Raw genomic sequence first — 24196 nt, forward strand, 5'->3', positions numbered from 1 at the left:
GCTTTCTCCTACCATGGGTTCATAAAAAAACCGCCCATCCGGCATCCGGCTGTGATGGTATTCCAATAAAAAACTGGAGACAAGAATGACATTGAGCCGCCGCACCCTCCTCGCCAGCGCCATGCTGCTGGCCGCTTCCGCCACCACCTTCGCCACCTCGTCCGCGTTTGCCGCCAAGCCCCTCGTCATGGGCTTTTCGCAGGTGGGCGCCGAGAGCGAGTGGCGCACCGCCAATACCGTCTCCATCAAAGATGCTGCCAAGAAAGATGGCGTCACCCTGAAATTTGCCGACGCGCAGCAAAAGCAGGAAAACCAGGTCAAGGCCCTGCGCTCCTTCATCGCGCAAAAGGTGGACGTCATCGCCTTCTCGCCCGTCGTCGAGTCGGGCTGGGACACGGTCCTGCGCGAAGCCAAGGCCGCCAAGATTCCCGTCATCCTGACGGACCGCGCCGTCAACGTGGCGGATAAATCGCTGTACGTGACCTTCATCGGTTCCGACTTCGTGGAAGAGGGCCGCCGCGCCGGCCAGTGGCTGCTCGATTACGCCAAGAAAACCCCGGATGCCACCCTGAACATCGTCGAGCTGCAGGGCACGGTCGGCTCCGCGCCCGCCATCGACCGCAAGGCGGGCTTCCTGGAAGTGGTGGGCAAGAATCCGAAGATGAAGATCATCCGTTCGCAAACGGGCGACTTCACGCGCGCCAAGGGCAAGGAAGTGATGGAAGCGTTCCTGAAGGCGGAAGGCAAGAAGATCAACGTGCTGTACGCCCACAATGACGACATGGCCATCGGCGCCATCCAGGCCATCGAGGAAGCGGGCATGAAGCCGGGCAAGGACATCATCATCATCTCCATCGATGGCGTCAAGGGCGCGTTCGAAGCCATGATCGCCGGCAAGCTGAACGTCACCGTGGAATGCAGCCCGCTGCTGGGCCCGCAACTGATGTCGGTGGCGCGCGACGTGGTGGCGGGTAAACCCGTGCCGGCGCGCATCACGACGGTGGAAAGCGTGTTCCCTGCCGAGGTGGCCGCCAAGGAATTTCCTAACCGTAAATACTAAGCTTGCCGCATGATGAAGACGCAAGCGCATCACGACGCCGCGCCAGCTCCCTTGCTGGAGTTGCGCGGCATCAGTAAATCCTTTCCCGGCGTCAAAGCCCTCAGCCATGTCGCCCTGCGCCTGTATCCGGGCGAAGTGCATACCCTGATGGGGCAGAATGGTGCCGGCAAATCGACCCTGATCAAGGTGCTGACGGGCGTGTACACGCCCGACAGCGGCCAGATTTTGCTCGACGGCACGCCCATCGCCCCCGCCTCCACCTCGGATGCGCAGGCGCTGGGCATCAGCACCGTGTACCAGGAAGTCAATCTGTGCCCGAACCTGTCGGTGGCGGAAAACATCTTTATCGGCCGCTATCCGCGCCGCTTCGGCGCCCGTTTTGGCCCCATCGACTGGCGTGCCATGCAGCAGCAGGCGCGGGCCTTGCTGCAGCAATTGCAGATCGATATCGACGTCACGGCGCAACTGTCCAGCTTTCCGCTGGCCATCCAGCAAATGGTGGCCATTTCGCGCGCGCTGAACATTTCTGCCCGCGTGCTGATCCTCGACGAACCCACGTCCAGCCTGGACGAGGCGGAAGTCAATCTGCTGTTTTCCGTGCTGCGCCGCCTGCGCGAGCAGGGCATGGCGATCCTGTTCGTGACGCACTTCCTCGACCAGACCTACGCCATTTCCGACCGCATCACCGTCATGCGCAACGGCGAGCGCGAGGGCGAATATGCGTGCAGCGAACTGTCGCGCCTGGCGCTGGTGAACAAGATGATCGGCGTGGCGGCCGATACGCAGGCGCAGGAGCTTGATCTGGCGCAAGAAGCGGGCGCCGCCAGCTTCGGTCCCACGGTGCTGGAAGCCACCGGGCTGGGCCGCAAGGGCGCCTTGCTGCCCATGGATTTCCACATCCGCCAGGGCGAATTGCTGGGCCTGGCAGGCTTGCTCGGTTCGGGCCGCACGGAACTGGCGCGCCTGTTGTTCGGCGCCGACAAGGCGGACTCGGGCAGCATCATGGTCAATGGCAAGCCGCGCCACTTCGCCGTGCCGCGCGACGCCATCGCCGCCGACATCGGCTTCTGCTCGGAAGACCGCAAGCACGAAGGCGCGATTTTGTCGCTGTCCGTGCGCGAAAACATTATTTTGGCTTTGCAGGCCCGCACGGGCTTGCTGCGCGCCATCCCGTTTAAACGCCAGCAGGCGCTGGCCGACGAGTATGTGAAAGCGCTGGGCATCAAGACGGCCAGCATCGAGACACCGATCGGCAGCCTGTCCGGCGGCAACCAGCAGAAGGCCTTGCTGGCGCGCTGGCTGGTGACGTCGCCCGCCATGCTGATCCTTGATGAACCCACGCGCGGCATCGACGTGCGCGCCAAGCAGGAAATCATGAGTTATGTGGCCAAACTGTGCCGCAAGGGCATGGCCATCCTGTTCATCTCGTCCGAACTGCCGGAAGTGCTGCGCTGCAGCGATCGCATCGTCGTCATGCGCGACCGCAAGGCCTGCGGCGATTATGCACGCGGCGAACTGGACGATGACTCCGTGCTGCAGGTGATCGCCGGAGAGACAGCATGAGTTTATCCACACCGTCGAGTGCGCCACTGGCGCGCGCGGCATCCCTTACGAATGCTTCCATGTTGCAGAGTGTCTTGCATCACCCCCTGAGCCGGCCCCTGGCCGCGCTGTTCTTGCTGCTGCTGGTCGATTTCTTCGCCATCCCCGGCTTTTTCCATCTGGAAGTGCGTGACGGCCATCTGTACGGCAGCGTGATCGACATCGTCAACCGCGCCGCACCGCTGATGCTGGCGGCGCTGGGCATGACCCTCGTCATCGCCACGCGGGGCATCGATATTTCCGTGGGCGCCGTCGTGGCCCTGTCCGGCACCGTGGCCGCCATGCTGATCGGCGGCACCATGGTGATGGACAACGGCGTGCCCACCTACGTGAGCAACATTCCCATGGGCTGGGCCCTGGCGGCGGCCCTGGGCGCGGCCCTGCTGTGCGGCGCCTGGAATGGCGTGCTGGTGGCGGGCCTGGGCTTGCAGCCCATCGTCGCCACCCTGATCCTGATGGTGGCCGGGCGCGGCCTGGCGCAGCTGCTGACGGATGGCCAGATCGTCACCGTCTACTACCAGCCTTTCTTCTTCATCGGCAGCGGCTACCTGTTCGGCTTGCCGTTCTCGCTGTTCCTCGTCGCTGCCGTGTTCCTCATCACGGCCGTGCTGATGCGCAAGACGGCCCTGGGCCTGTTCATCCAGGCCGTCGGCATCAACCCCGTCGCCGCGCGCCTGGCGGGCATCAGGACGGCGACCCTGATCTTCTTCGTCTACGTCTTCTGCGCCGCCTGCGCGGGTCTGTCCGGGCTGATGATCAGCTCGAACATCAAGAGCGCCGACGCGAACAACGCGGGCCTGATGCTGGAACTGGACGCCATCCTGGCCGTCACCCTGGGCGGCACATCCCTGGCGGGCGGCAAGTTCAGCCTCGTGGGCAGCATGATCGGCGCCCTCATCATCCAGACCCTGACCTACACCATCTATTCGCTGGGCGTGCCGCCGGAAGTGAACATGGTCGTCAAGTCCGTCGTCGTCTTCCTCGTCTGCCTGTCGCAGTCGTCGGAATTCAAGCAATTGCTGCATCGGAGAAAAGCATGAAGGGTTTGCTGCACACCCCGTACTTCACCTCGCTCGTCACCGTCCTGCTGCTGGTGGTGATGCTGGGCCTGGGGGGCGCCGCCTACCCGGGCCTGCTGTCGACGCAGGTCATTTTTAACTTGTTGATCGATAACGCCTTTTTGCTGGTGATCGCCGTCGGCATGACCTTCGTCATCGTTTCCGGCGGCATCGACCTGTCCGTCGGTTCCGTGCTGGCCCTGTCGACCATGATCGCCGCCTGGCTGCTGCACGTGGCGCACTGGCCGCCCAGCCTGGTGATCGCCACCGTGCTGGCGCTGGGCGCCGTATTCGGCGCCAGCATGGGCGCGCTGATCCACTATTTCAAGTTGCAGCCCTTCATCGTCACCCTGGCCGGCATGTTTTTGGCGCGGGGACTGTGCTACTTGATCAGCATCAATTCCATCACCATCGATGACCCCCTGTTCGTCGCCATGTCGCAGACGCAGCTGGGCTTCCTGGGCGGTTTTGTGTCGCCCGGCGTGGTGATCGCCGTGGCAACCCTGCTGCTGGCTATCTGGCTGGCGCACGTCACGCCATTCGGCCGCGCCGTGTATGCGATCGGCGGCAATGAGCAGTCGGCCCTCATGATGGGCTTGCCCGTGGGCCGCACCAAGGTGCTGATCTACGCCTTCAGCGGCTTTTGCGCGTCCTTGGGTGGCGTGTTGTTTTCGTTCTACATGCTGTCCGGCTATGGCTTGCATGCGCAAGGCACGGAACTGGACGCCATCGCTGCCGTCGTCATCGGCGGCACCCTGCTCAGCGGCGGCTACGGCTACGTGGCGGGCGCCTTGTCCGGCGTGCTGGTGCTGGGCACCATCCAGACCCTGATCGCCTTCGACGGCACGCTCAGCTCGTGGTGGACCAAGATCGTCATCGGCGGCCTGCTGTTCGTCTTTTGCGTCGTGCAAAGACTGATGGCCATGGGCCAGAAAAATACCAACGGGAGTTAACCTTATGTTGAAGCAACACACACTTGCCGCAGCCATCGGCATGGCGGCAGCGCTCGCCTGCGCCCCATTTGGTGCACAGGCAGCCAATCCCATCGTGAAAAACATCTACACGGGCGACCCGGCCGCCCTGGTCGACAATGGCCGCGTCTACCTGTACGTGGGCCACGATGAAGCGAGCGTCACGGATACGGATTACCGCATGAACGAGTGGCGCGTGTATTCCTCCTGCGACATGGCGAACTGGACGGATCACGGCTCGCCCGTGCGCTACTCGACCTTCGCGTGGGCCGGCAAGGATGCCTGGGCGGGCGACATCGTCAAGCGCGGCAGCAAGTATTATTTCTACTCCACCGTCGACCACAAGACCATCCCCGGCAAGGCCATCGGCGTAGCCGTGTCCGACAGCCCGACCGGCCCCTTCGTCGACGCGCGCGGCAGCGCCCTGATCACGAACGACATGACGAAGCAGACGGCGATCCCCTGGGACGACATCGACCCGGCCGTCTTCATCGACACGGATGGCCAGGCCTACATTTACTGGGGCAACACGGTCTTGAAGTACGCCAAGCTAAAAGCCAACATGACGGAGCTGGACGGCCCGATCCTGACCTTCGGCATGGATGCGTTCACGGAAGCGGCCTATATGCACAAGCATGCCGGCACATATTATTTGTCGTACTCGCGCAATTTCCCGGAAGAAACGGCGTATTCGACGGGACCGACGCCGACGGGGCCGTGGCATTTCCGCGGCACCATCATGGACAAGAATGCCATCGTGAAAACCATTCACCAGGCCATCATCGAGTTCAATGGCAAGTCCTACATCTTCTATCACAACGATAAATTGCCCGGCGGCGGAGAGTACCGCCGTTCCGTTGCCGTGGAAGAGCTGAAGTACAAGCCGGACGGCACCATCGAGTTCATCCACCAGACGCAGCAGGGGCCGGCCGCCAACCCCAGCGCCGCCTGCAAGGCTTCCTGAGCGCCCGTTGATCATGCACAAAAAGGAGACACACCGATATCTATAATATCGATATCAGCCAGAAACTGATATCGATCATGATATGATTTATTCATGGATACCCTCAACCCCAACTGGTTCTTGCGAGCCCGCCTGAAGACGCGGCAACTGCTGCTGCTGATCGCCCTTGACGAGCAGCGCAACATCCACCGCGCGGCGGAAGAATTGCACATGACGCAGCCGGCCGCGTCCAAGCAAATCAAGGACCTGGAAGAGATGCTCGACGTGCGCCTGTTCGACCGCTTGCCACGCGGCATGGAGCCGACCATCTACGGCGAGACGATGATACGCCACGCGCGCATGGCATTAACCAGCCTGTCGCTGGCACATGACGACATCGTCGCGCTGAAGTCGGGCCTCACGGGCCAGGTGGAAGTGGGGGTCATCATGACGCCCGCGATGGCCCTGCTGCCGCGCGCCATTGCCCGCATCAAGCAGCAGGCGCCCTTGATGCGCATCGGCGTGCACCTGGAGCACAGCAATACCCTGATGGACATGCTGCAGCATGGCACCCTGGACTTCATGATCGGGCGCATCCTGGAAAAGGAAAGCAGCGCGGGACTCATCTACGAGGAATTGACGGAAGAGCCGGCCAGCGCCGTGGCGCGCAATGGCCACCCGCTGCTGTCACGCAAGAATCTGCAATTGAAGGACTTGGCGGCCCAGCCGTGGATCTTGCCGCCGCAGGGCAGCATCCTGCGCCACCGCTTCGACATGATGTTCCGCCGCGCGAGCCTGGAGCCGCCCGTCGACGTGGTCGACACGACGGCCTTGCTCTTGATCACGTCCTTGCTGCAGCAGACGGATTCCCTGCACGTGATGCCGACGGAAGTGGCCCATTACTACGAATCGCTGAACGTGCTGAGCATCCTGCCCATCGAACTGCCGTGCAAGATGGATGCCTTCGGCATCATCCGCCAGCAGGACCATCTGCTGTCGCCGGGGGCGGATATGTTGTTGAAGGCTGTACGGGCTACCGCCGCGGACATGTATTAAACCCAACGGCAAATGCCGGGGTCGTACCCTCAGGGTACGACCCCGGATCTTGCTTTTGGGGTTCAGTCGGGCACTTCAAAAAAGAACAGCTGCACCAGCCGGCCATTCTCCGGCGTGTCGCCAAACACATTGCTGATCGAGTGGAAATAATGGCCCTTGTAGACGATCAGGCGGTTGTGACGCATGGGTACTTCCAGCAGGGCTTGCCAACTGTCGCGCTGTTCCTGTAAGTCGTTGAATTTCTGCACTTTACTGTTCGGCAGCCAGCGTTTCTGGAACTCCTTGAAGCTGGCGTAGCCGCCCGCCTTCACGTCCGCTTCCGGCAGTCGCCGGTACCAGCCGCTGGGCTGGTGGCGCCAGAAGGTGGTGCCGCCCTGGCACTGTTCGGGCGGGTTCAAGTACAGCACGCCCGCATAGAAATTGAAATTGTTGCCCGTCTCATTGTCCACGTGGATATCCGTGCGCGCCATGGCGTCCGCATAGCTGAGGCGGCAGGAGCCGTTGTCGGGCGAGATGAAGCGGATGGGGCGGCCCAGGGCCGTGGCGATGCGTTCCATGATGGCCTGGCAGGGCTGGCCCGCCGTCTGGCTGCCCGGGTAGTTCTGTCCCGCATAGCGCTGCTGCTCGAACGGCAAGGCCAGCGCCTGGGCGCGCCAGGCGGCGGGATCGGGCAGGAAATCGTCGAGGATGTGCAAATCCGTTTCGCGGATAAAATCGTGCAGCGTTGGCTCGACGTTGAGCGGCGTCAAGGTTTCGGCGTGCCCGGCTTGCGGGCTGGCAAAGCCGATGCGGCACGTCTGCGTCAGCGCCGGATGCAGCGCCAGGGCTTGCGCGTAGCGGGCCAAAGCCAGTTCCTGCTGTCCCGTGCGGTAATACAGCTCGGCCAGGCCCTGCAGGGTTTGCCACCGTTGCGGACGCAGGGCGTGGGCCCGCTCCAGTTCGGCGATGGTTTCCATCAGCCGCTGTTTCCCCAGCAGCAATTCCGCATGGCTGATGGCGAAGTCGTGTTCGTGCGGCGCCAGCCGCGCCGCCGTGGCGTAGCTGGCCAGCGCCGCCTCGCTGTCCGTAGCGCGCAGGACGTTGCCCAGGTTGTAGTGGAACAGGGCATTGTCCGGCTGTTGTTTGAGCGACAGTTTCAGCAAGCCGAGGCCGATGGTGCCCTGGCCCAGTTCCAGCATCGCCAGGCCCTGGAAATGCTGGGCTGCGGCCAGGGCCGGGTCCTGCTTGTACGCGGCCTGGTAGGCGTTGATCGCCTCGATCAGCTTGCCCTGCTGCTGCAGTTGCCGGCCCTTGGCCAGCTGTTGTTCCGCCAGTGTCTGTTCGCCCATGTGTCGATCCCGATGCAATGTGGCGAACAGTGTAACCGAGGCCGTTCTACAGTGCCTGGCTGACGGGAATTTCTTCCCCGTTCAGCTTGACCGCCACCTTGACGATCTGCGCCTTGACCTGGTTGCTGGCCATGTCCGCTTCCTGGGCGTAGGCATACACGATGATGGCGAAGTCCTTGTAGCCGCTGCGGGCCGCCTCGATCTTGCGGGCCGCCTCCTGGTCCACTTTCAGCAAGGAATAACCGTCGCCGTTGGTAAATGCCAGCTTGTAGTCGCCATTGTCGTACATGTAGTAATACGTGCCCGTTTCGGCGAACTTGGCGGGGAAGGCGGCCTTGTCCATCGCGTACGGCGACAGGGCGCCCTGGCCATTGATCTGGTAGCGCAGGTAGCGCTTCGTCTTCGCTTCATTGACCTTGGCGTCGATCTGCGGCTTCAGGGCATCGAGCACTTCCTGCTTGCGGAAGGCGTCGTTGCTACCCGCATATTCGCGCGAGACGCGCTGCGCCACGGCCGCATAGTCGGGCGGCACGCCGGACAGGGCGATGTAGCTGTACATCAACTGGTTGCCACTGGTGATGTCGACATAGCTGGAGGTGGGCGTGGCCGGGTCCGCCTGTGGCAGGCTGGCGGCGGCCGCCTTCACCTGGGCCTTGGCGGCCAGCTCGGCGACATTCGCGGCGACGGGGGCGGAAGCGGCCGGCGCGGCAGTGTCGGACTTGCCGCAGGCGGACAGCAGGACGGTAATGGCGAGCAGGGCGGGGAGGGTACGGATCATGATATTTCCTTCAAAGATGAGTTAAACGGCAATGGCGGTTTTAATTTTTTTAGAGTGACGAAAGTCACGGCAGCGCTGAAAACCGTAGCGAGCAAGCCCAATGCCGGGTTGAGTAGCGGAGCCGTACTTTATGTACGGTGAGCAACGCCGACCCGGAAGTGGGCTGCGCAGTAGGTTTTCAGTGCTTGCCTCCTAAGCGTTTGTATTCGCCGACGCCGTAGGCGGCCAGGACGATGGAAGAGGCCAGCACCAAATAAAAGCCGATGCCGAACGAGAGTCCCTGCCATACCTGCCCCAGCATTTCGCTGGCCATCTGCTCGGCCATGCGGGCCGCGCGGCTGCCCATGATGCCGCCCATGGCGTTGCCCGCATCGCTGACGGCGCCCTTGATCTTGATGAACAGCAAGCTGCTGTGGATGACGATGAACAGCAGGGGCGCGCACTTGCCCAGCGCCGCTTTCGGGTGGCTGCTGGCCATGGTGGCGCAGCAGGCGGCAATGGCCAGCAGGAAGAAGCATTGCGCCGACGTGAAACCGCCGCCGCCGTCGCGGGCAAAGCTTTCCAGGCTGTCCGCGGACAGGCCCAGCAGCTGCCAATAGGTACGCGAGACGGCGGTGAACAGACGGATGCCGATGGTATTGAAGACAAAGGCGCCCGCGACGAGCACGCCGAGGCTGGCCAGCACCTTGACGCCCAGGGCATCGACGGCCCGGCCCCACAGTTGCTGGCCCTTGTCGCGCGCCAGTTTGGCGGCGCCGGCCATCTCTTCCTGGGCCAGCTGCTGTGTCGCCACGGCGCTGAGTGTGTCGAGGCCGCCTGCCTCGTTGAACCGCACGTCGACGACGGCGTTGATGGCGGGCGCCACATCCGAGCGCCAGTGCGTGGCCACGTCGAAGGTATGTTGCATGCCAGCCACGCTGACGGAACCTTGTCCGCTGGGCTGGTAGGCGAGGATGCGGCCCCGTTGGCCGCTGGTGGTAGGTGTTGCCGGGCTGGATGCTTGCATGGAATTTCCCTGGTCACTGTCATGCTGTATTGCATGTACCTCCGCATAACGGGGGCAGTTCAGGGAAATCTAAAATTATTTTGAATTATTTTTTCGGCGGCTGCATCAGGTCCTTGGCGGCACCCTGGTAATCCTTCATCAAGCCCATGAAGGCGTCCTGCAGATGGCGGGCCGCGTCCTGCGGCGGTGCGCCCGTGCGCCGCGCCAGGTCGAATTTGTAGGCATGGGCGGGGCTGTAGCCGGCCTGCGAGGCGGCGTCGAGCAGCACGCCCGCCCGTTTTAGCGAGGCGGGATCGCCCTTGACCATCAGCAATTCCGCCAGATAGGTCTGGGCGATGGGAAAGTCTTTCGCGGCCGCCTTTTCCAGCCACTGCATGCCGATCTTCGGCTGCCGGATGCCCGCATCGCCGCCGCCGAGGCCGTAGCCGAGGGCCGTCAGCGCCACCAGGTCGCCGCCCCGCGCGCGCTTTTCCAGCTGCTGGCGGGGAAACGGCCGGGCCGCGATCTGCATGCGGATTTCATAGTTGATGTCCTGCAATACATTGCCGGGCCAGACTTTCGCGCCCGGGACGGCGGGCGACGTCGCTGGCGCCGCCGCCGGGAGGGGCGCGCGCATGCTGTTGTTGCCGGACGCCAGCGCACCGGGCGCCGGCGGGCTGACGCCCTTGCCGCTGCCCATGTTCAGCACCAGGCGGGCCGACGTTTCGCCGAACGACACGCGGGGCTTTTGCACGTCGTGCGTCATGGCCGCCACCCGCGCCGCCACCTGCGAAAACAGCTCGCCCATGGACAGGCCCGGCGCGTCCAGCGCGTCGAGCAGGGCGCTCGTGTAGGGGCTGTTGCGCGAATCGGGCGACCAGAAATCGCGTGCCAGGGCGCCGGGACCGGCCGAATAGGCGATCACCACGCCCCGTGGAGCGGCCGTATCGGCAAAGCCGTGGCTGGCCGCATTGCCGCCGGGCACCGCCACGGCGCCGCCGCGCGTATATTCCTGGCGGCAAGCATCGAGGATGAGCACGGCGCCCCGCGCGCCCGTGCGCTGCAGGTCGCCCGCCAGGCTGGACACGGACACGCCCTGCGCGGCGATGGCGGACGCGCTCAGCGCATTCATGTTCGCGCCCAGCGGCAGCAGGTAATTGGCTTCGCCCGCCTGCGCGCCGTGGCCCGCGTAAAACACGAGGGCGAGATCGGCGCCCCGTGCCTGGGTGGAAAACTCGGCCGACGCCTTTTGCAGCTGCGCCGCCGTGACGTCCGTGCGCAGCAGCACTTCAAAGCCCAGGCGGCGCAGGCGTTCTGCCATGGCGCGCGCGTCATTCACGGGATTTAACAGGGGCTGCGGATAGGCCGCGTTGCCGATCACCAGGGCCATGCGCTTGCCGGGCGCGCTGGCGGCCTTGCCCGCCACGGCCGTCGCGGCGGCCAGTGCGAAGTTGCTGTTCAGCAAAAAGAAGAGGGGCAACAACAGGGCAAATAGGCGGCGCATCGGTGTCTGGTGGAATTGTCGTTGAAGTAACAAAAGTTAGCGATTTCCAGTTTGATATGAGAAAATTGCTTAAATGCATTTTACCTTACTGACAAGTTTCTCTTGTCTGGCAGCGCATTGCTTGTTTGCCGGTGCGCAGTGCCGCCGGCCAGTGGCGCGTGCCGCCCAACCCACGATCGGACCGGCTTTGCAATCGGAACAATTTGAACGGATTCATGATTTCTGGACCCGCCGCCAGCAGCTGACACAAGGCGAACTGGGCGAGTTTTACCAGCGTGTGATCGCCGCGCTGACGCCGTGCCGCCCGCGCGAGGCGGCTTCGCTGGGCGATTCCCTGGCCGATTTGCGCCACCAGTTTTTCATCGAAAAAGTCTTGCATGGCGGCAGCGAGGCGGCGCCGCACCACGTCGGCGCCCTGTTTTTGTATTTCAAGCGCTTCGTCATCGACCAGCTGCGCAAGCTGCGCGATGACGAGGACGCCGATGCGCAGGAGGGCTGCGACTTGCAGGCGCCCGACGCCTATGCCGCGCCGCTGCGCGACTACCAGCTCACGCCGCAGCAGGTGCGCGCCGAAGCGGACGTCTTCATCGCGACCTTGCCGCGCGACTTGATCTTGCTGTTGCGCCACTGCGGCTGCGGCGGCATGCCCGTCAAGGAGCTGGCCGAACAGATCGCCTCCGCCCACTATCACGGCGGCAAGCTGGGCCTCGTGCACCGGCAGAAGGGAGATCCTGCCAGCGCGGGGCGCCAGGTGGTCGAGCCGGCCCACCGCGCCACCCTGCTGGGCAGCTGGGTCTTGACCCTGCTCAAGCTGCGCGTGGGCGACAGCCTGGGCGCGCGCGACCTGCAGGCGGCGCAAATAGTTTTGGATATTTTATGCGCCGCCGCGTTATCCCTGCACATGGACCCCGTGTCCACTTCCCCCGACACTGATGAAAGGCCACCGGCATGAATGCACTGACGCCCCCGCTGGCCATCGTTGCCGCCCGCCTGCCGTCGCCGCCGTCGTCCACCGACATGCTGGACGACGAGGTGGCCGGCGCGACCCCCGACTGGCGCGGCATTGCCGTGCCGGAACACCTGCTGCAGCGGTTCGCGCGCCGCAGCGATGCCGCGCCGCTGGCCGCGCGGCCCATTGCCGGCGGCCAGGTGCACCTGCTGGCGCGCCATCCGGGCTTCGGCGCCGTGCTGCTCGATGCCTGGGACAGCACGCGGCAGCGCTGGCGCGGCTGGCTCGTCACGCCCGACACGGCGTATGCGGACGCCTGCGGCCTGGTGGTCGAGGAGCGCGACGCGCCCGCCGATCCCCGCGCCGGGCTGGTGCTGTGCGACATGCCGCTGGCCCTGGCCGTGACGGACCTGGGCGCCTGCATCGGCGTGTTCAGCCAGGAGCGCCTGCAGGCGGCGCGCTGGCTGGAAGCCCATGGCCGCGCCAATGCCGCGGCCGCCGCGCCGGGCGTCATCGCCCGCGTGGCCTTGCCCGGCGACGGCTATGCGCTGACGGGCACGCCCCTGTCCGGGGAACTGGGCAAGGATGGCCGCCTGGCCTATCGGCAATTGCTGCGCCAGGGGCTGCAGCAGCTGCAGATCGCCCCGGCCGATGCCGTCGCTCCCGTATCGAAGCCGGTGCAGGCGGCCAATGCCAGCCGCTGGCTGAAGGTCGTTACGGCCGTGGCCGCCAGCGTGATGGTGGTGCAGTCGGCGTGGCTGTTCCTGCCGAAAGACGAGGCCGTGGTCGGCAATGCGGAGTTCCGCAGCGGCAGCGGCGTCGAGACGGGCGTGCGCTTGCGCGTGCTGTTCCGCGCCGACGCGACGGAAGCGGAGCTGCGCACCTGGTTGCAGCGCGAGCAGCTGGAAATCGTCGCCGGCCCGGACACGCTCGGTGCCTTCACCTTGCTGTCGCGCAACCGCCAGAAAGTCTTGCCGCCGCCCGGGCCGGGCAATCCGCTGGCCGTCATCAATCCCTGACCCGAAATAAGAGAAAGTTATTCAGCATGACAACGTATAAGAATTTTGTATCCGCGCACTGGCGCAAGCTGATGGCCGGCGTGGCCGCCGGCGTCCTCTTGACCGGTTGCGCCATGACGCCGAATGGCCGTGGCGGCGTGATGGTGGGCCTCGATACGGCCGAGCTGTTCGGCACGCCCATCTCCACCTTCCGCCTGCGCGACGGCACGGAGGGCACCTTGCGCAAGGACCCGCAGGGCAAGTATTCGATCAAGCTGTCGCAAGCGTTTCGCGTCGTGCCGCTGGCCAACGCCGTCACGGCCCGCGTGGCGCGCGTGGAAAACGTGGGGGAGCGCACGGTCGTGATCGTGGAAACCCAGGAGCGCAGCTGCGCCTACCGCTATGAAGTGCTGGCCTTCCAGGGCACGGACGTGCTGCAGTGGACGGTGGGCAACTGCAAGGACCGTCCCCGCGTGGAGCTGGCGGCCGACGGCAAGTCGCTGAATATCGACTTCCCCAATTACAGGCAGCTGTCGCGCATGATCTACACGGACAGCCGCCTGCTCAACGCCAGCGTGCCCGTGCCGCCCGGCGTCGATACGCGCGCGCAGCCGTTTGCCGACGACGCCTTGCGCGCCACCGGTCCCGTCATCGCCACCGTGCCGGACAGCGATGGCAACGGGGGGCGCGTGATTCCCGCGCCGCCGGCCGCCGCCGCACCGGCGCCCGCCGCCAAGCCCGCCACGCGCGCGACTGCCAAGAGCCGCCGCCAGGTGGCACAGGAAGCGCCTGCGCCTGCGCCGGTCCGCACGGTGCCGGGCGCGCCCGCCGCGTCCGCCGCGCGCGCGCCGGCCGCCATGACGTTCCAGACGGAAGAGATCAAGCCCGTCGTCATCGACCTGAGGAAATAAGATGGCCGCGAGTCTGCGCAGTCTGCAAATCCGGCAGACCTTGATCCTCATCGTCCTCACCATCGCGTATCTGTGCTTCGAGCTGGGTTTCAATGCCCGCCTGCTCGACGTGGTGGGCGGCAACGTCCAGCCGGAAGATGTGGAAGGGGTGGAATTCTATGGCCGCAGCCTGTCCGGCATCGCCGCCGCGCTGGTGGTGCTGCAGCTGATGTGGCGCCGCCGCCTGAAGAACGGCGGCAGGGATGGCAGCGGTCCAAGCTGGAAGAAAATCATCGTCTGCTGCCTGGTGACGGCCACCGTCGTGTTCGGCGTGCTGAAGACCACGGTGAACGTGCTGGTCAACACGCGCGACGCGGAATTTCGCCGCCTGGCCTTCAACACCACCTTGCTGCAGCGCTCGCTGGTAGGCGGCAGCTTGCAGCTGCAGGGCCTGGTCGATGATCCTACCCTGTTCGCCAAGCCGGAAGGCAAGTCCTTCCTGGCCCTGTTCCCCTTCCTGGCCGTGTCCGTGCGCCATCTTGACGAGCGCATGGAGCCGGCCAAGGAACAGTTGATCAATTTCAATGTCCGCAAGCTCGCCGGCGGCCCGGCCGGCTACTATGCAAAGTACCAGCAGGCGATCGAGGAAGTGCACGGAAAGTGGAAGTTGTATTCGGGCATTATTCCCGACAACGATGCGGGCTTGCGCCAGCAGCAGGAATCGGCCTGGAGCGATTACCGGCAAAGCCTGTCGCGCCACGGCTGGCAACCGGAAACGGTGCCGGCGCGCCGGCGCGCGGCCGTGGTCAATAACGTCCGCAAGAAGGTGCCTGTCGGGGCCAACTGGTACCCGGCCGACCAGTTCTCGTTCCGCCTGGCCGTCAAGCGCCGCTATGCGTCGGAAGCGGCCGGCAAGGGCTTGAACATCAAGGGCGACCGCATTCCTCCTGGCCTGTCCTTCCCCGCCTTCGTCGCGCGCCCGGGCATCCAGGCCGTGCTGCGCGACGGGCCGGATGGCGGCGACGGCAGCGAAGCGGCCAAGGGCTTGCGCTTGCCCAAGGGGGCCGTGGTGCAAGTTGCGTATGCGAGTCCGGCCGAATTCAGCCGTTTGTTCGACCAGTTCGCCGCGCGCCAGACGGCGGAACGGCTGGTGGAATATCGCGCCAGCCGCAGCGACTTCGAGGGCGGCGGCAAATACTTTACAGAGGGCAAGGAAGCGGCGCGCGCCGCCATCGTGCCGCCCGTGGCCCTGTTCTTCTCGCTGCTGGGCGCCATCGGCCACTTCTCGAAACTGCTGTACCTGGTCGCCACCGTCGTATTATTGCTGCTGGCGGCACGCCGGGGCGAGCAGGCCGGCGCCGATGGACAGCTGAGCCGCCGCTCCGCCTGGATCGCCACGGGCGTGCTGGCGACGGCGTTCCTGGGCATCTGGGGCATGCTGTCGCTGCTCGACAACAACGTCACGCGCAGCGAACTGTTCCGCCAAATGCTGGACTGGACGCGCCAGAGCGAGCCGGACAGCACGCGCTGGAACATCGCCGGCAAGGCCGCGCTGGCCAATATCACGCACGTCGTGGCCGTGGGACAAGGCTACAGCTACCCCGTCAACGAAGCGATCCGCATCAATGTTTTGCAGGGACTCGAATATGGTTATCACCCGGAAAAAAAATAAGGCGGCCGCACTGGTCTTGCTATTGAGCATGTTGAGCACGGCGGCCCAGGCCGACTGCCTGGGCATGCAGGTGCACGCCCACCGGGGCGCCGGCAATGCGCCGGAAAACTCGCTGAGCGCCCTGCGCAACACGTATTTCGGCACCTGGGACGGAGTCGAGACGGATTTGCAGCTGCTGGGCGACGGCAGCTGGGTGGTGCACCACGACCTGCTGACGGGCCGCGTCGTCGACACGGGCGCGCCGCGTACCGTCAAGCAATTGACGGCCGACGACTGGCGCGCCGCCAGCATGAAGAACCGCGGCGTGGCCACGCCGGAAACGCCGCCTTTCGTGAGCGACGTCGCCGACCTGGCGACGGCTTTCCCGAACAAGACCCTGAATGCGGAAATCAAGGACGTCGTGCCCTCGTGCGCCCCGATCGGCGCTCTGGTGGCGCAATTGCGCGGTGGCATCAAGCATGGCAACTGGTTCCTGACGTCGGGCGTGCCGAACAACCTCGTCTGCGCGCGCCGCGCCGACCCGCAAGGCTACCTGGGCTTGCTCGTGTTCGACGCGCGCAACGCGCAGGCGGCGGGCGCCAACAAGGTCAGCCGCTTTATCGCGAAGAATGCCCGCCCGCCCAGGCTGGACAAGCCCTGGCTGCAGCGCGTGCAGCAGCAGATCGGCATGCCCGTCGGCGTGCACGTCGATGCGCGCAGCCTGGATGCCAATCCGAACTTGCTGGCCGACGCGGCCACCCTGAACATGCCCGTCTTCGTCTACGCCGTCGATGGCGACTCGGCCCTGGCCGCCTCCCTCCGGCGTGCCCAGCAGCGCAGCCACCGCTGGCCCAGCGGCGTCATCCTCGATGGCAACCCCGAGACGTTTTGCGCGATGATGCAGTAGTTGCTTCCTCTCTGCTGCGTGGTCGTTTTGCCGCGCAGCAGACAGCGCTTCTTCCTGCCTGGAACCCCCTGTTTTGACGGTTGCTACGACAGCGTTCTTGCCGTATTTTTGCGCATTGCAGCATCGATAATGTTTGCATCGGGCGGACAGCTGGCATATAAATGTAATCGATTACATTTTATGCAGAACCCCATGCCAGCAACCGTTCCATCCTCTTTACCGACAGAAACTGTCTCCATCAGCGCCGTCGCCGCGCATGCGGGCGTGTCGGTGGCCACCGTTTCGCGCGTGATGAACGAGCAGAGCGGGGTGCGGGCGCCCACGCGCGACAAGGTGCTCGCGTCCGTGGCGGCGCTGGGCTACCGCATGAACCACCTGGCGCGCAGCCTGCGCACGGCCGAGAGCCGCATGCTGCTCACCATGGTGCCGGACGTGGGCAACCCCTTCTATGCGCAGATCGTGCGCGGCATCGACACGGTGGCGCGCGAGCACGGTTATTTCGTCCTGCTGTGCGACACGGGCGCCGACGCGGGGCGCGAGCGCTCGTATTTCGACCTGCTGCGCATGCACCGCGCCGACGGCGCCATCTGCCTGGACCCGGACACGGTGCAGCATGCCTTGTCGCACGAGTCTGCCAGCCTGCCGTGGGTGGCCTGCTGCGAATTCGATCCCGGCGTGGCCGTGCCCTATGTCGGCATCGACAACCACCGGGCCGCGTCCGATGCCGTCGCGCATTTGTTGTCGCGCGGCCATACGCGCATCGGCCTGATCAATTCGGATGAGCGCTACCTGTATGCGCGGCAACGCCAGCAAGGCTATCTGGACACCCTGGCGGCCGCCGGACTGCCCGTGCAGCCGCAATGGGTGCGCACCGTGCAAAGCCTCGACTACGGGGCCGGCACGCAGGCGGCGCTGGACATGATGGCGGGACCGGATGCGCCCACGGCCATCTTTGCCGTCTCCGACACGCTGGCCATCGGCGTGCTGAGCGCGCTGCGCCAGCTGAACAAGCGGGTGCCCGAGGACGTGGCCGTCATCGGCTTCGACGATATCGCCATCGCCGCGCAGATGGACCCCGGCCTCACCACCATCGCCCAGCCCATGCGCGAACTGGGCGAGACGGCGGCCCGTCTGCTCTTGCAGCGCTTGGCGGACCCGGCGGCGCAGGTGCCGGGCGTGCTGCTGAACCATCATCTGGTCTTGCGAGGGAGTGCATAGTGAGCGTAGCCGTCGGTTTCGAGGGAGTCTGCAAGGATTTCGGCCCCGTGCGCGTCCTGCATGGCGTCAGCTTTACCCTGGCGCCCGGGCGCGTGTATGGCTTGCTGGGCGAAAACGGCGCCGGCAAGTCGACCCTGATGAAAATCCTCGCCGGCTACGAAGGCGTGAGCGAGGGGCAATTGCTGATCGATGGCCAGCCCCGGCGCTTCGCCAGTTCGCGGGCGGCAGAGGCCGCCGGCATCGTGCTGATCCACCAGGAATTCAACCTGGCCGAGCACCTGACGGTGGCGCAAAACATGTTTTTAGGCCACGAAAAGACGCGGGGCTGGCTGCTCGACGAGGCCGCCATGCGGGAAGAGGCATCGCGCTACCTGAAGCAGGTGGGGCTGGACGTGTCGCCCGAGACGAAAATCCGCGACCTGATCGTGGCTGAAAAGCAGCTGGTGGAAATCGCCAAGGCCCTGTCGCGCCGCGCCCGCTTTTTGATCATGGACGAGCCGACGGCCACCCTGACGTCGTCGGAAACCCAGCGCCTGTTCGCCGTCATGGCGCAGCTGAAAAGCGATGGCGTCACCATCCTCTACATTTCCCACAAGCTCGACGAAGTGGAACGCAACACGGACGAAGTCATCGTCATGCGCGACGGGCGCTTCGTCACGCGCGAGCCGACGGCCAGCCTCACGCGCCAGCAGATGGCGAACCTGATGGTGGGGCGCGAATTGTCCGACATGTTCCCGGCCAAGGCGGCGCTGGCGAAAGAAGCTCCTGTGTTGCTGAAAGTCGAGGGGCTGACGGTGCCGGGTTGGTCCAGGGACCTGTCCTTCGAGGTGCGCGCCGGTGAAGTGCTGGGCTTTGCGGGCCTCGTGGGCGCGGGGCGCACGGAATCGTTCGAAGCGCTGCTGGGCTTGCGTCCGCGCAGCGCGGGGTTGATCCATCTCAATGGCCAGGCCGTGGACATCCGCACGCCCAGGCAAGCCATGCAGCACGGCATGACGTATCTGAGCGAAGACCGCAAGGGCAAGGGCTTGCACGTGAACCTGGGCTTGCGGGAAAACCTCACCCTGATGACGATGGAGCGCTATGCGCGGCCCTGGCTCGATGTGGCCGGCGAGAAAGCGGCGCTGGCCCAGGCCGTGCTTGATTTCAATATCCGCACGGGCGACCTCGACAGCCGCGCGCGCATGCTGTCGGGCGGCAACCAGCAAAAGCTGGCGCTGGCGAAATACCTGCATTCGGACCCCCGTGTCGTCGTGCTCGACGAGCCGAGCCGTGGCGTGGACGTGGGCGCCAAGCGCGACATTTACTTTTTGATTCACCGCCTGGCCGCCGAAGGGCGCGCCGTGATCGTGATTTCCTCCGAACTGATCGAATTGATCGGCCTGTGCCACAGAGTCGCGGTGATGCGCGCCGGCACCCTGCAAGCCACCCTGTCTGCTGACCACCTGACCGAAGAGGAGTTGATTGCCCATGCAACCGGCACGCACTGACAACACTGTATCCACCGGCGCCACCAGCGCCAGCATCGCCAGGCTGGGCGCGCGCATCAAGGGTTTCGGCCCCGTGCTGGGCCTGTTATCTCTGTGCATCGCGGGCACCTTGCTCAACGGCGACTTCGCCACCGTGGACAACCTGATGAACGTGCTCACGCGCACGGCTTTTATCGGCATCATCGCCGTCGGCATGACTTTTGTCATCATTTCGGGCGGCATCGATCTGTCTGTCGGTTCGATGGCGGCCCTGATCGCCGGCTGTATGATCTATTTCATGAATGCGCTGGCGCAAGGGGCCGGGGGGAATCTCGCCCCCATCACCATGCTGGTGCTGGGCATCGCCATGGCATTGATCCTGGGCGCGGGCTTCGGCCTCATGCATGGCTTGCTTATCAGCAAGGGCAATATCGAACCCTTCATCGTTACTCTGGGTACGCTCGGCATCTTCCGCGCCGTGCTCACTTACCTGGCCGACGGCGGCGCGCTGACCCTGGATGCCACCCTGTCCGAGCTGTACAGCCCCGTCTACTACACGAGCGTGCTGGGCGCGCCCATCCCCATCTGGATTTTCCTCTTTGTCGCGGCGGCCGGCGCCGTCATCCTGAACCGCACGACGTTCGGCCGCCACGTGCAGGCGATTGGTTCCAACGAGCAAGTGGCGCGCTATGCGGCCATCAACGTCGACCGGGTGAAGATCGCCACCTACATGCTGCTGGGCGTGTGCGTGGGCATCGCCACGGTGCTGTACGTGCCGCGCCTGGGCTCGGCCACGCCGACGACGGGCCTGCTGTGGGAACTGGAAGCCATCGCCGCCGTCGTTGTGGGCGGCACGGCCCTGAAAGGGGGAGAAGGGCGCATCGTCGGCACCGTCATCGGTGCCATCCTCTTGTCCGTGATCAGCAATATCCTGAATTTGACCAGCATCATCAGTGTCTACCTGAATGCCGCAGTGCAAGGCGTGGTGATCATTGCCGTCGCCTTCCTGCAGCGGGGCCGCAAATAAAACCACAGCGGCGTTCTGAAAGGGCGGCCAACGGGCGCCCACAACCTTGGAGGAGAGCAGCATGAAGAGCTTTATACGGGTAGCAGGGATGGCAGTGCTGGTGATGCAGGCGTGGGCGCTGCCGATGGGGCCGGCGCAGGCGGCCGACAAGCTGGTCGTCGGCGTGGCCATTCCCACGGCCACGCACAGTTTCACGTCCGGCATCGTCTGGTGGGCCAACCAGGCCAAGGCGGAACTGGAAAAGGCCCATCCGGGGCTGAAGATCATCGTCAAGACGGCCGCCACGGCGCCCGAGCAGGCGAATCAGCTGCAGGACATGTTGACGGTGAACAAGATCAACACCCTGGTGATCTTCCCCATCGAGTCGGCGTCCCTGACGCAGCCCGTGGCGCAGGTGAAGAACAAGGGCGTGTACGTGACGGTGGTGGACCGCGGCTTGACCAACACGCAGTCGCAGGATGCGTATATCGCGGGCGACAACACGGCCTTCGGCAAGCTGCCGGCCGAATATTTGGCGAAAAGCCTGAATGGCAAGGGCAATATCGTCGTGCTGCGCGGCATGCCCACCACTCTGGACAACGAGCGCTTTGACGCCTTCAGTGCCGTCATGAAAGGCCATCCCGACATCAAGGTGCTCGACGCCAAGTACGGCAACTGGAACCGCGACGACGCCTTCAAGGTCATGCAGGATTACCTGACCCGCTTCAAGCACATCGACGCCGTCTGGGCCGCCGACGACGACATGGCCATCGGCGTGCAGAAAGCCATCGCGCAAGCCAAGCGCACGGACATCAAGCAGGTGTTCGGCGGCGCGGGCGCGAAGGGCGCCGTCAAGAAGATCATGGACGGCTCCGACCCGCTGATCGTGGCCGACGTGTCGTACTCGCCGAAGTTCATGTACGACGCCATCAAGCTGACGACGGAAGCGCGCCTGAAAGGTGATAAATTGCCGGCCAACACCATCATCCCCTCGGTGCTGATCACGCGCGAGAACGCCAAGCAGTTCTACTTTCCGAACTCGCCTTTTTAACGACACCCCAAAACAAGGGCTGGGGTCGTACCCTTAGGGTACGACCCCGGGTTTCGGTTTGGGTTAACAGGACATTGACATGAAAACCATCCAGGGCCCGGCCATCTTCCTGGCCCAGTTTCTCGGCGACGCGCCGCCGTTCGATTCGCTCGAGCACCTGGCGCAATGGGCGGCCGGCCTGGGCTATAAGGGTTTGCAGCTGCCCACGGCGCCGCGCCTGTTTGATCTGGAGCAGGCGGCCAATAGCCAGCAGTACTGCGACGACGTGCAAGCCCTGCTGGCGCGCCACGGCTTGCAGGTGACGGAACTGTCGACGCATCTGCAGGGCCAGCTGATCGCCGTGCATCCCGCCTACGATGCGCTGTTCGACGGCTTTGCGCCCGAGCACGTGCGCGGCGACTCTGCCGCGCGCACGGCCTGGGCCACGCAGCAGCTGCTGTGGGCGGCCACCGCCTCGCAGCGCCTGGGATTGAGGGCGCACGTGACGTTTTCCGGCGCGCTGGCGTGGCCGTATCTGTATCCGTGGCCGCAGCGTCCCGCGGGCCTGGTGGAAACGGCGTTCGCCGAACTGGCCAAACGCTGGCTGCCCATCCTCGACGCCTTCGACGCGGCCGGCGTGGACCTGTGCTATGAACTGCATCCGGGCGAGGACTTGCACGATGGCGTGACCTTCGAGCGCTTCCTGGCCGCCGTCGACGACCACCCGCGCGCGTCCATCTTGTACGACCCCAGCCACTTCGTGCTGCAGCAGCTCGACTATCTCGCTTTCATCGACATCTACCATGCGCGCATCAAGGCTTTCCACGTCAAGGATGCGGAATTCCGGCCCAACGGGCGCCAGGGCGTGTATGGCGGCTATGGCGACTGGCAGGACCGGGCAGGGCGCTTCCGCTCGCTGGGCGACGGGCAGATCGACTTCAAGGCGATCTTCTCGAAGATGGCGCAGTACGACTTTCCCGGCTGGGCCGTGCTGGAATGGGAATGCTGCCTGAAGCACCCGGAGGATGGCGCGGCCGAAGGGGCGCGTTTCATCCGCGAACACATCATCCATGTGGCCGAGCACGCGTTCGACGATTTCGCGGGCAGCGCGGTTGACCAGGATCAAATTCATCACTTGCTTGGCTTGAAATAGGGAGAAGACATGCAGCGACGCTTACGGCTGGGCATGGTAGGGGGCGGGCAGGGCGCGTTCATCGGCGCCGTGCACCGCATCGCGGCGCGCATCGATGACCAGTATGAACTGGCGGCGGGCGCCCTGTCGTCCGACCCGCAGCGCGCGCGCGACAGCGGCGCCGCGCTGCATCTGGCGCCGGAGCGCTGCTACAGCGATTACCGCGCCATGGCGCAGGCGGAAGCCGCGCGCGCGGACGGCATCGAGGCCGTCGCCATCGTCACGCCCAACCATTTGCATGCGCCCGTCGCCACGGCTTTCCTGGAAGCGGGCATCCACGTGATCTGCGACAAGCCGCTGGGCATTTCGCTTGCGGAAGGCCAGGCGCTGGCGGCCCTGGCGCAGCGGAAAAACCTGCTGCTGGCCCTCACGCATACCTACAGCGGCTATCCGCTGCTGCGCCATGCCCGGGCCATGGTCGAGGCGGGCGACATCGGCGAACTGCGTCTCGTGCAGGTGGAGTATTCGCAGGACTGGCTGGCCGACGCCATCGCGGCCGGGGGCATGTGCGAGGGCAACTGGCACAACGACCCGCGCAAGGCGGGGCCGGGCGGCGTCCTGCTCGACGTGGGCTTGCACGCCTATCACCTGGCGCAGTTCGTCAGCGGCCAGACACCGCAGCAGGTGCTGGCGGAATTGTCCACCTTCGTGCCGCACCGCAGCCTGGACGACCACGTGCAGGTGATGCTGCGCTATGCCAGCGGCGCCAGGGGCACGCTGTGGGCCAGCCAGGTGGCGACGGGCTGCGAAAACACGGTGCGCCTGCGTCTGTTCGGCAGCAAGGCGCAACTGGACTTCGACCAGGAACAGCCGAACGCGCTGTGGTTCACGCCGCAGGGCGGCAACCGCCAGCTGCTGCGCCCGGGCCGGGTCGACAGCGCCGCCGCGCGCCACGCCACGCGCGTGCCGGCCGGCCATCCGGAGGGGTACCTGGAAGCGTTCGCCCAGCTGTACCTGGATGCGGCCCTGCATATCCGCGCGCTGCAAACGGGCCAGCCCGTGCCCGAGGCGGCGCGCTGGCTGCCCACCGTGGCGGACGGCGTGGCGGGCCTGGCCTTTGCCGAGGCCGTGCTGCGCAGCCATGCGGATGGCGCCCGCTGGACCACGCTGGCGGACTGGTAAACTGGGCGCATGCACGCGCCCTTACCCCCCACCCCGTTTACCGTCACCCTCGTCCCGCAGGGCTGGCAATTCCCTGCCGAGGCCGGCACCACGGTGCTGGCCGCCGCCGAGCTGGCGGGCATCCGCCTGCTCAGTTCCTGCCGCAACGGCACCTGCCGCACCTGTTTGTGCCACATGCCTGAGGGCAAGATCCGCTACACGGTGGACTGGCCCGGCATCAGCCCCGATGAACGCCTCGACGGCTACATCCTGCCCTGCGTGGCCGTGGCCGAAAGCGACCTCACCTTGCAGGCGCGGGCCGTGCGCAAGTGAGAGCGTGAGAATTTGTTATATTTCATCAATATTATCCATGTTATAAGAGTCGTTCAGGCTTCGAGAAGCGCTCCATGTCGGAGTGACGTGAAGCCTCACCATGGGTAGCGGATGAAGACATTCTTCTTGACAGCAGTGCGGGCGGCAACACCGCCACTGGCGGTATTGGC

General features: G+C 65.0%; 22 protein-coding genes. 18 read left to right on the plus strand and 4 right to left on the minus strand.

From position 1 onward, the window contains the following. Positions 1 to 85: 85 nt before the first annotated feature. From EBS11_RS08890 to EBS11_RS08915, 6 genes are all read left to right on the plus strand, one after another. Positions 86 to 1060, plus strand: coding sequence for an ABC transporter substrate-binding protein (locus tag EBS11_RS08890; protein ID WP_290602119.1), 975 nt, complete (start codon positions 86 to 88; stop codon positions 1058 to 1060). A gap of 9 nt (positions 1061 to 1069) precedes the next feature. Further along, positions 1070 to 2623, plus strand: coding sequence for a sugar ABC transporter ATP-binding protein (locus EBS11_RS08895; protein ID WP_290602120.1), 1554 nt, complete (start codon positions 1070 to 1072; stop codon positions 2621 to 2623). Between the two features lie 59 nt (positions 2624 to 2682). Then, positions 2683 to 3702 carry an ABC transporter permease gene (locus EBS11_RS08900; RefSeq protein ID WP_290602121.1) on the plus strand — a complete coding sequence of 340 codons (1020 nt, stop codon included), beginning with the start codon at positions 2683 to 2685 and terminating at the stop codon, positions 3700 to 3702. Then, the gene (gene yjfF, locus EBS11_RS08905) at positions 3699 to 4673 is read left to right on the plus strand and encodes a galactofuranose ABC transporter, permease protein YjfF (RefSeq protein ID WP_290602122.1); all 975 of its coding nucleotides are present in this window, start codon (positions 3699 to 3701) and stop codon (positions 4671 to 4673) included. Before EBS11_RS08900 ends, yjfF begins: the two co-directional genes overlap by 4 nt. 4 nt (positions 4674 to 4677) lie before the next feature. Next, the gene (locus EBS11_RS08910; RefSeq protein ID WP_290602123.1) at positions 4678 to 5655 is read left to right on the plus strand and encodes a glycoside hydrolase family 43 protein; all 978 of its coding nucleotides are present in this window, start codon (positions 4678 to 4680) and stop codon (positions 5653 to 5655) included. A 93-nt stretch (positions 5656 to 5748) separates the two neighbouring features. Next, positions 5749 to 6690, plus strand: a complete 942-nt coding sequence (locus EBS11_RS08915; protein ID WP_070219038.1) for a LysR family transcriptional regulator — start codon at positions 5749 to 5751, stop codon at positions 6688 to 6690. A gap of 62 nt (positions 6691 to 6752) precedes the next feature. On the opposite strand, the gene EBS11_RS08920 is transcribed toward EBS11_RS08915, so the two are convergent. The 4 genes from EBS11_RS08920 to EBS11_RS08935 form a co-directional block, all read right to left on the minus strand. After that, positions 6753 to 8018 carry a DUF6445 family protein gene (locus tag EBS11_RS08920; RefSeq protein WP_290602124.1) on the minus strand — a complete coding sequence of 422 codons (1266 nt, stop codon included), beginning with the start codon at positions 8016 to 8018 and terminating at the stop codon, positions 6753 to 6755. A 46-nt stretch (positions 8019 to 8064) separates the two neighbouring features. Next, complete coding sequence (locus EBS11_RS08925; protein WP_290602126.1) at positions 8065 to 8796, minus strand: hypothetical protein; 732 nt, start codon at positions 8794 to 8796, stop codon at positions 8065 to 8067. Positions 8797 to 8974: 178 nt separating this feature from the next. Then, the gene (locus tag EBS11_RS08930; protein ID WP_290602127.1) at positions 8975 to 9802 is read right to left on the minus strand and encodes a hypothetical protein; all 828 of its coding nucleotides are present in this window, start codon (positions 9800 to 9802) and stop codon (positions 8975 to 8977) included. 85 nt (positions 9803 to 9887) lie between these two features. After that, entirely contained in the window at positions 9888 to 11285 is a 1398-nt protein-coding gene (locus EBS11_RS08935) for a caspase family protein (protein WP_290602129.1), read from the minus strand. 187 nt (positions 11286 to 11472) lie between these two features. Here EBS11_RS08935 and EBS11_RS08940 point away from each other — a divergent pair, with 187 nt between their 5' ends. From EBS11_RS08940 to EBS11_RS08995, 12 genes are all read left to right on the plus strand, one after another. After that, complete coding sequence (locus tag EBS11_RS08940) at positions 11473 to 12237, plus strand: hypothetical protein (RefSeq protein ID WP_290602130.1); 765 nt, start codon at positions 11473 to 11475, stop codon at positions 12235 to 12237. Continuing rightward, positions 12234 to 13253 (plus strand): hypothetical protein, encoded by a 1020-nt coding sequence (locus EBS11_RS08945; RefSeq protein ID WP_290602131.1) that lies wholly within the window; start codon positions 12234 to 12236, stop codon positions 13251 to 13253. Before EBS11_RS08940 ends, EBS11_RS08945 begins: the two co-directional genes overlap by 4 nt. A 26-nt stretch (positions 13254 to 13279) precedes the next feature. Beyond that, entirely contained in the window at positions 13280 to 14143 is an 864-nt protein-coding gene (locus tag EBS11_RS08950; protein ID WP_290602132.1) for a hypothetical protein, read from the plus strand. A gap of 1 nt (position 14144) precedes the next feature. Beyond that, positions 14145 to 15794: a hypothetical protein gene (locus EBS11_RS08955; RefSeq protein ID WP_290602134.1), complete on the plus strand. Its 1650-nt coding sequence runs from the start codon at positions 14145 to 14147 to the stop codon at positions 15792 to 15794. A 28-nt stretch (positions 15795 to 15822) separates the two neighbouring features. Continuing rightward, positions 15823 to 16680, plus strand: a complete 858-nt coding sequence (locus tag EBS11_RS08960) for a glycerophosphodiester phosphodiesterase family protein (RefSeq protein ID WP_290602135.1) — start codon at positions 15823 to 15825, stop codon at positions 16678 to 16680. Between the two features lie 180 nt (positions 16681 to 16860). Beyond that, the gene (locus EBS11_RS08965; RefSeq protein WP_290602137.1) at positions 16861 to 17898 is read left to right on the plus strand and encodes a LacI family DNA-binding transcriptional regulator; all 1038 of its coding nucleotides are present in this window, start codon (positions 16861 to 16863) and stop codon (positions 17896 to 17898) included. Next, complete coding sequence (locus EBS11_RS08970; protein ID WP_290602139.1) at positions 17898 to 19385, plus strand: sugar ABC transporter ATP-binding protein; 1488 nt, start codon at positions 17898 to 17900, stop codon at positions 19383 to 19385. The genes EBS11_RS08965 and EBS11_RS08970 overlap by 1 nt, the downstream gene beginning before the upstream one ends. Then, on the plus strand, positions 19366 to 20391 hold the full coding sequence (locus EBS11_RS08975; RefSeq protein ID WP_290602141.1) for an ABC transporter permease: 1026 nt from the start codon (positions 19366 to 19368) through the stop codon (positions 20389 to 20391). Before EBS11_RS08970 ends, EBS11_RS08975 begins: the two co-directional genes overlap by 20 nt. An 88-nt stretch (positions 20392 to 20479) precedes the next feature. Then, positions 20480 to 21421: a substrate-binding domain-containing protein gene (locus tag EBS11_RS08980; RefSeq protein WP_290602151.1), complete on the plus strand. Its 942-nt coding sequence runs from the start codon at positions 20480 to 20482 to the stop codon at positions 21419 to 21421. Between the two features lie 79 nt (positions 21422 to 21500). Then, positions 21501 to 22553 carry a sugar phosphate isomerase/epimerase gene (locus EBS11_RS08985; RefSeq protein WP_290602143.1) on the plus strand — a complete coding sequence of 351 codons (1053 nt, stop codon included), beginning with the start codon at positions 21501 to 21503 and terminating at the stop codon, positions 22551 to 22553. A 9-nt stretch (positions 22554 to 22562) separates the two neighbouring features. Then, positions 22563 to 23714 (plus strand): Gfo/Idh/MocA family oxidoreductase, encoded by a 1152-nt coding sequence (locus EBS11_RS08990; RefSeq protein WP_290602144.1) that lies wholly within the window; start codon positions 22563 to 22565, stop codon positions 23712 to 23714. 9 nt (positions 23715 to 23723) lie between these two features. Then, a complete protein-coding gene (locus EBS11_RS08995; RefSeq protein WP_290602146.1) occupies positions 23724 to 24026 on the plus strand; it encodes a 2Fe-2S iron-sulfur cluster-binding protein in 303 nt (100 codons plus the stop codon). The last annotated feature ends 170 nt before the right edge of the window (positions 24027 to 24196 follow it).

This window comes from Janthinobacterium sp., from assembly GCF_009923995.1.
Lineage (GTDB): Bacteria > Pseudomonadota > Gammaproteobacteria > Burkholderiales > Burkholderiaceae_D > Janthinobacterium.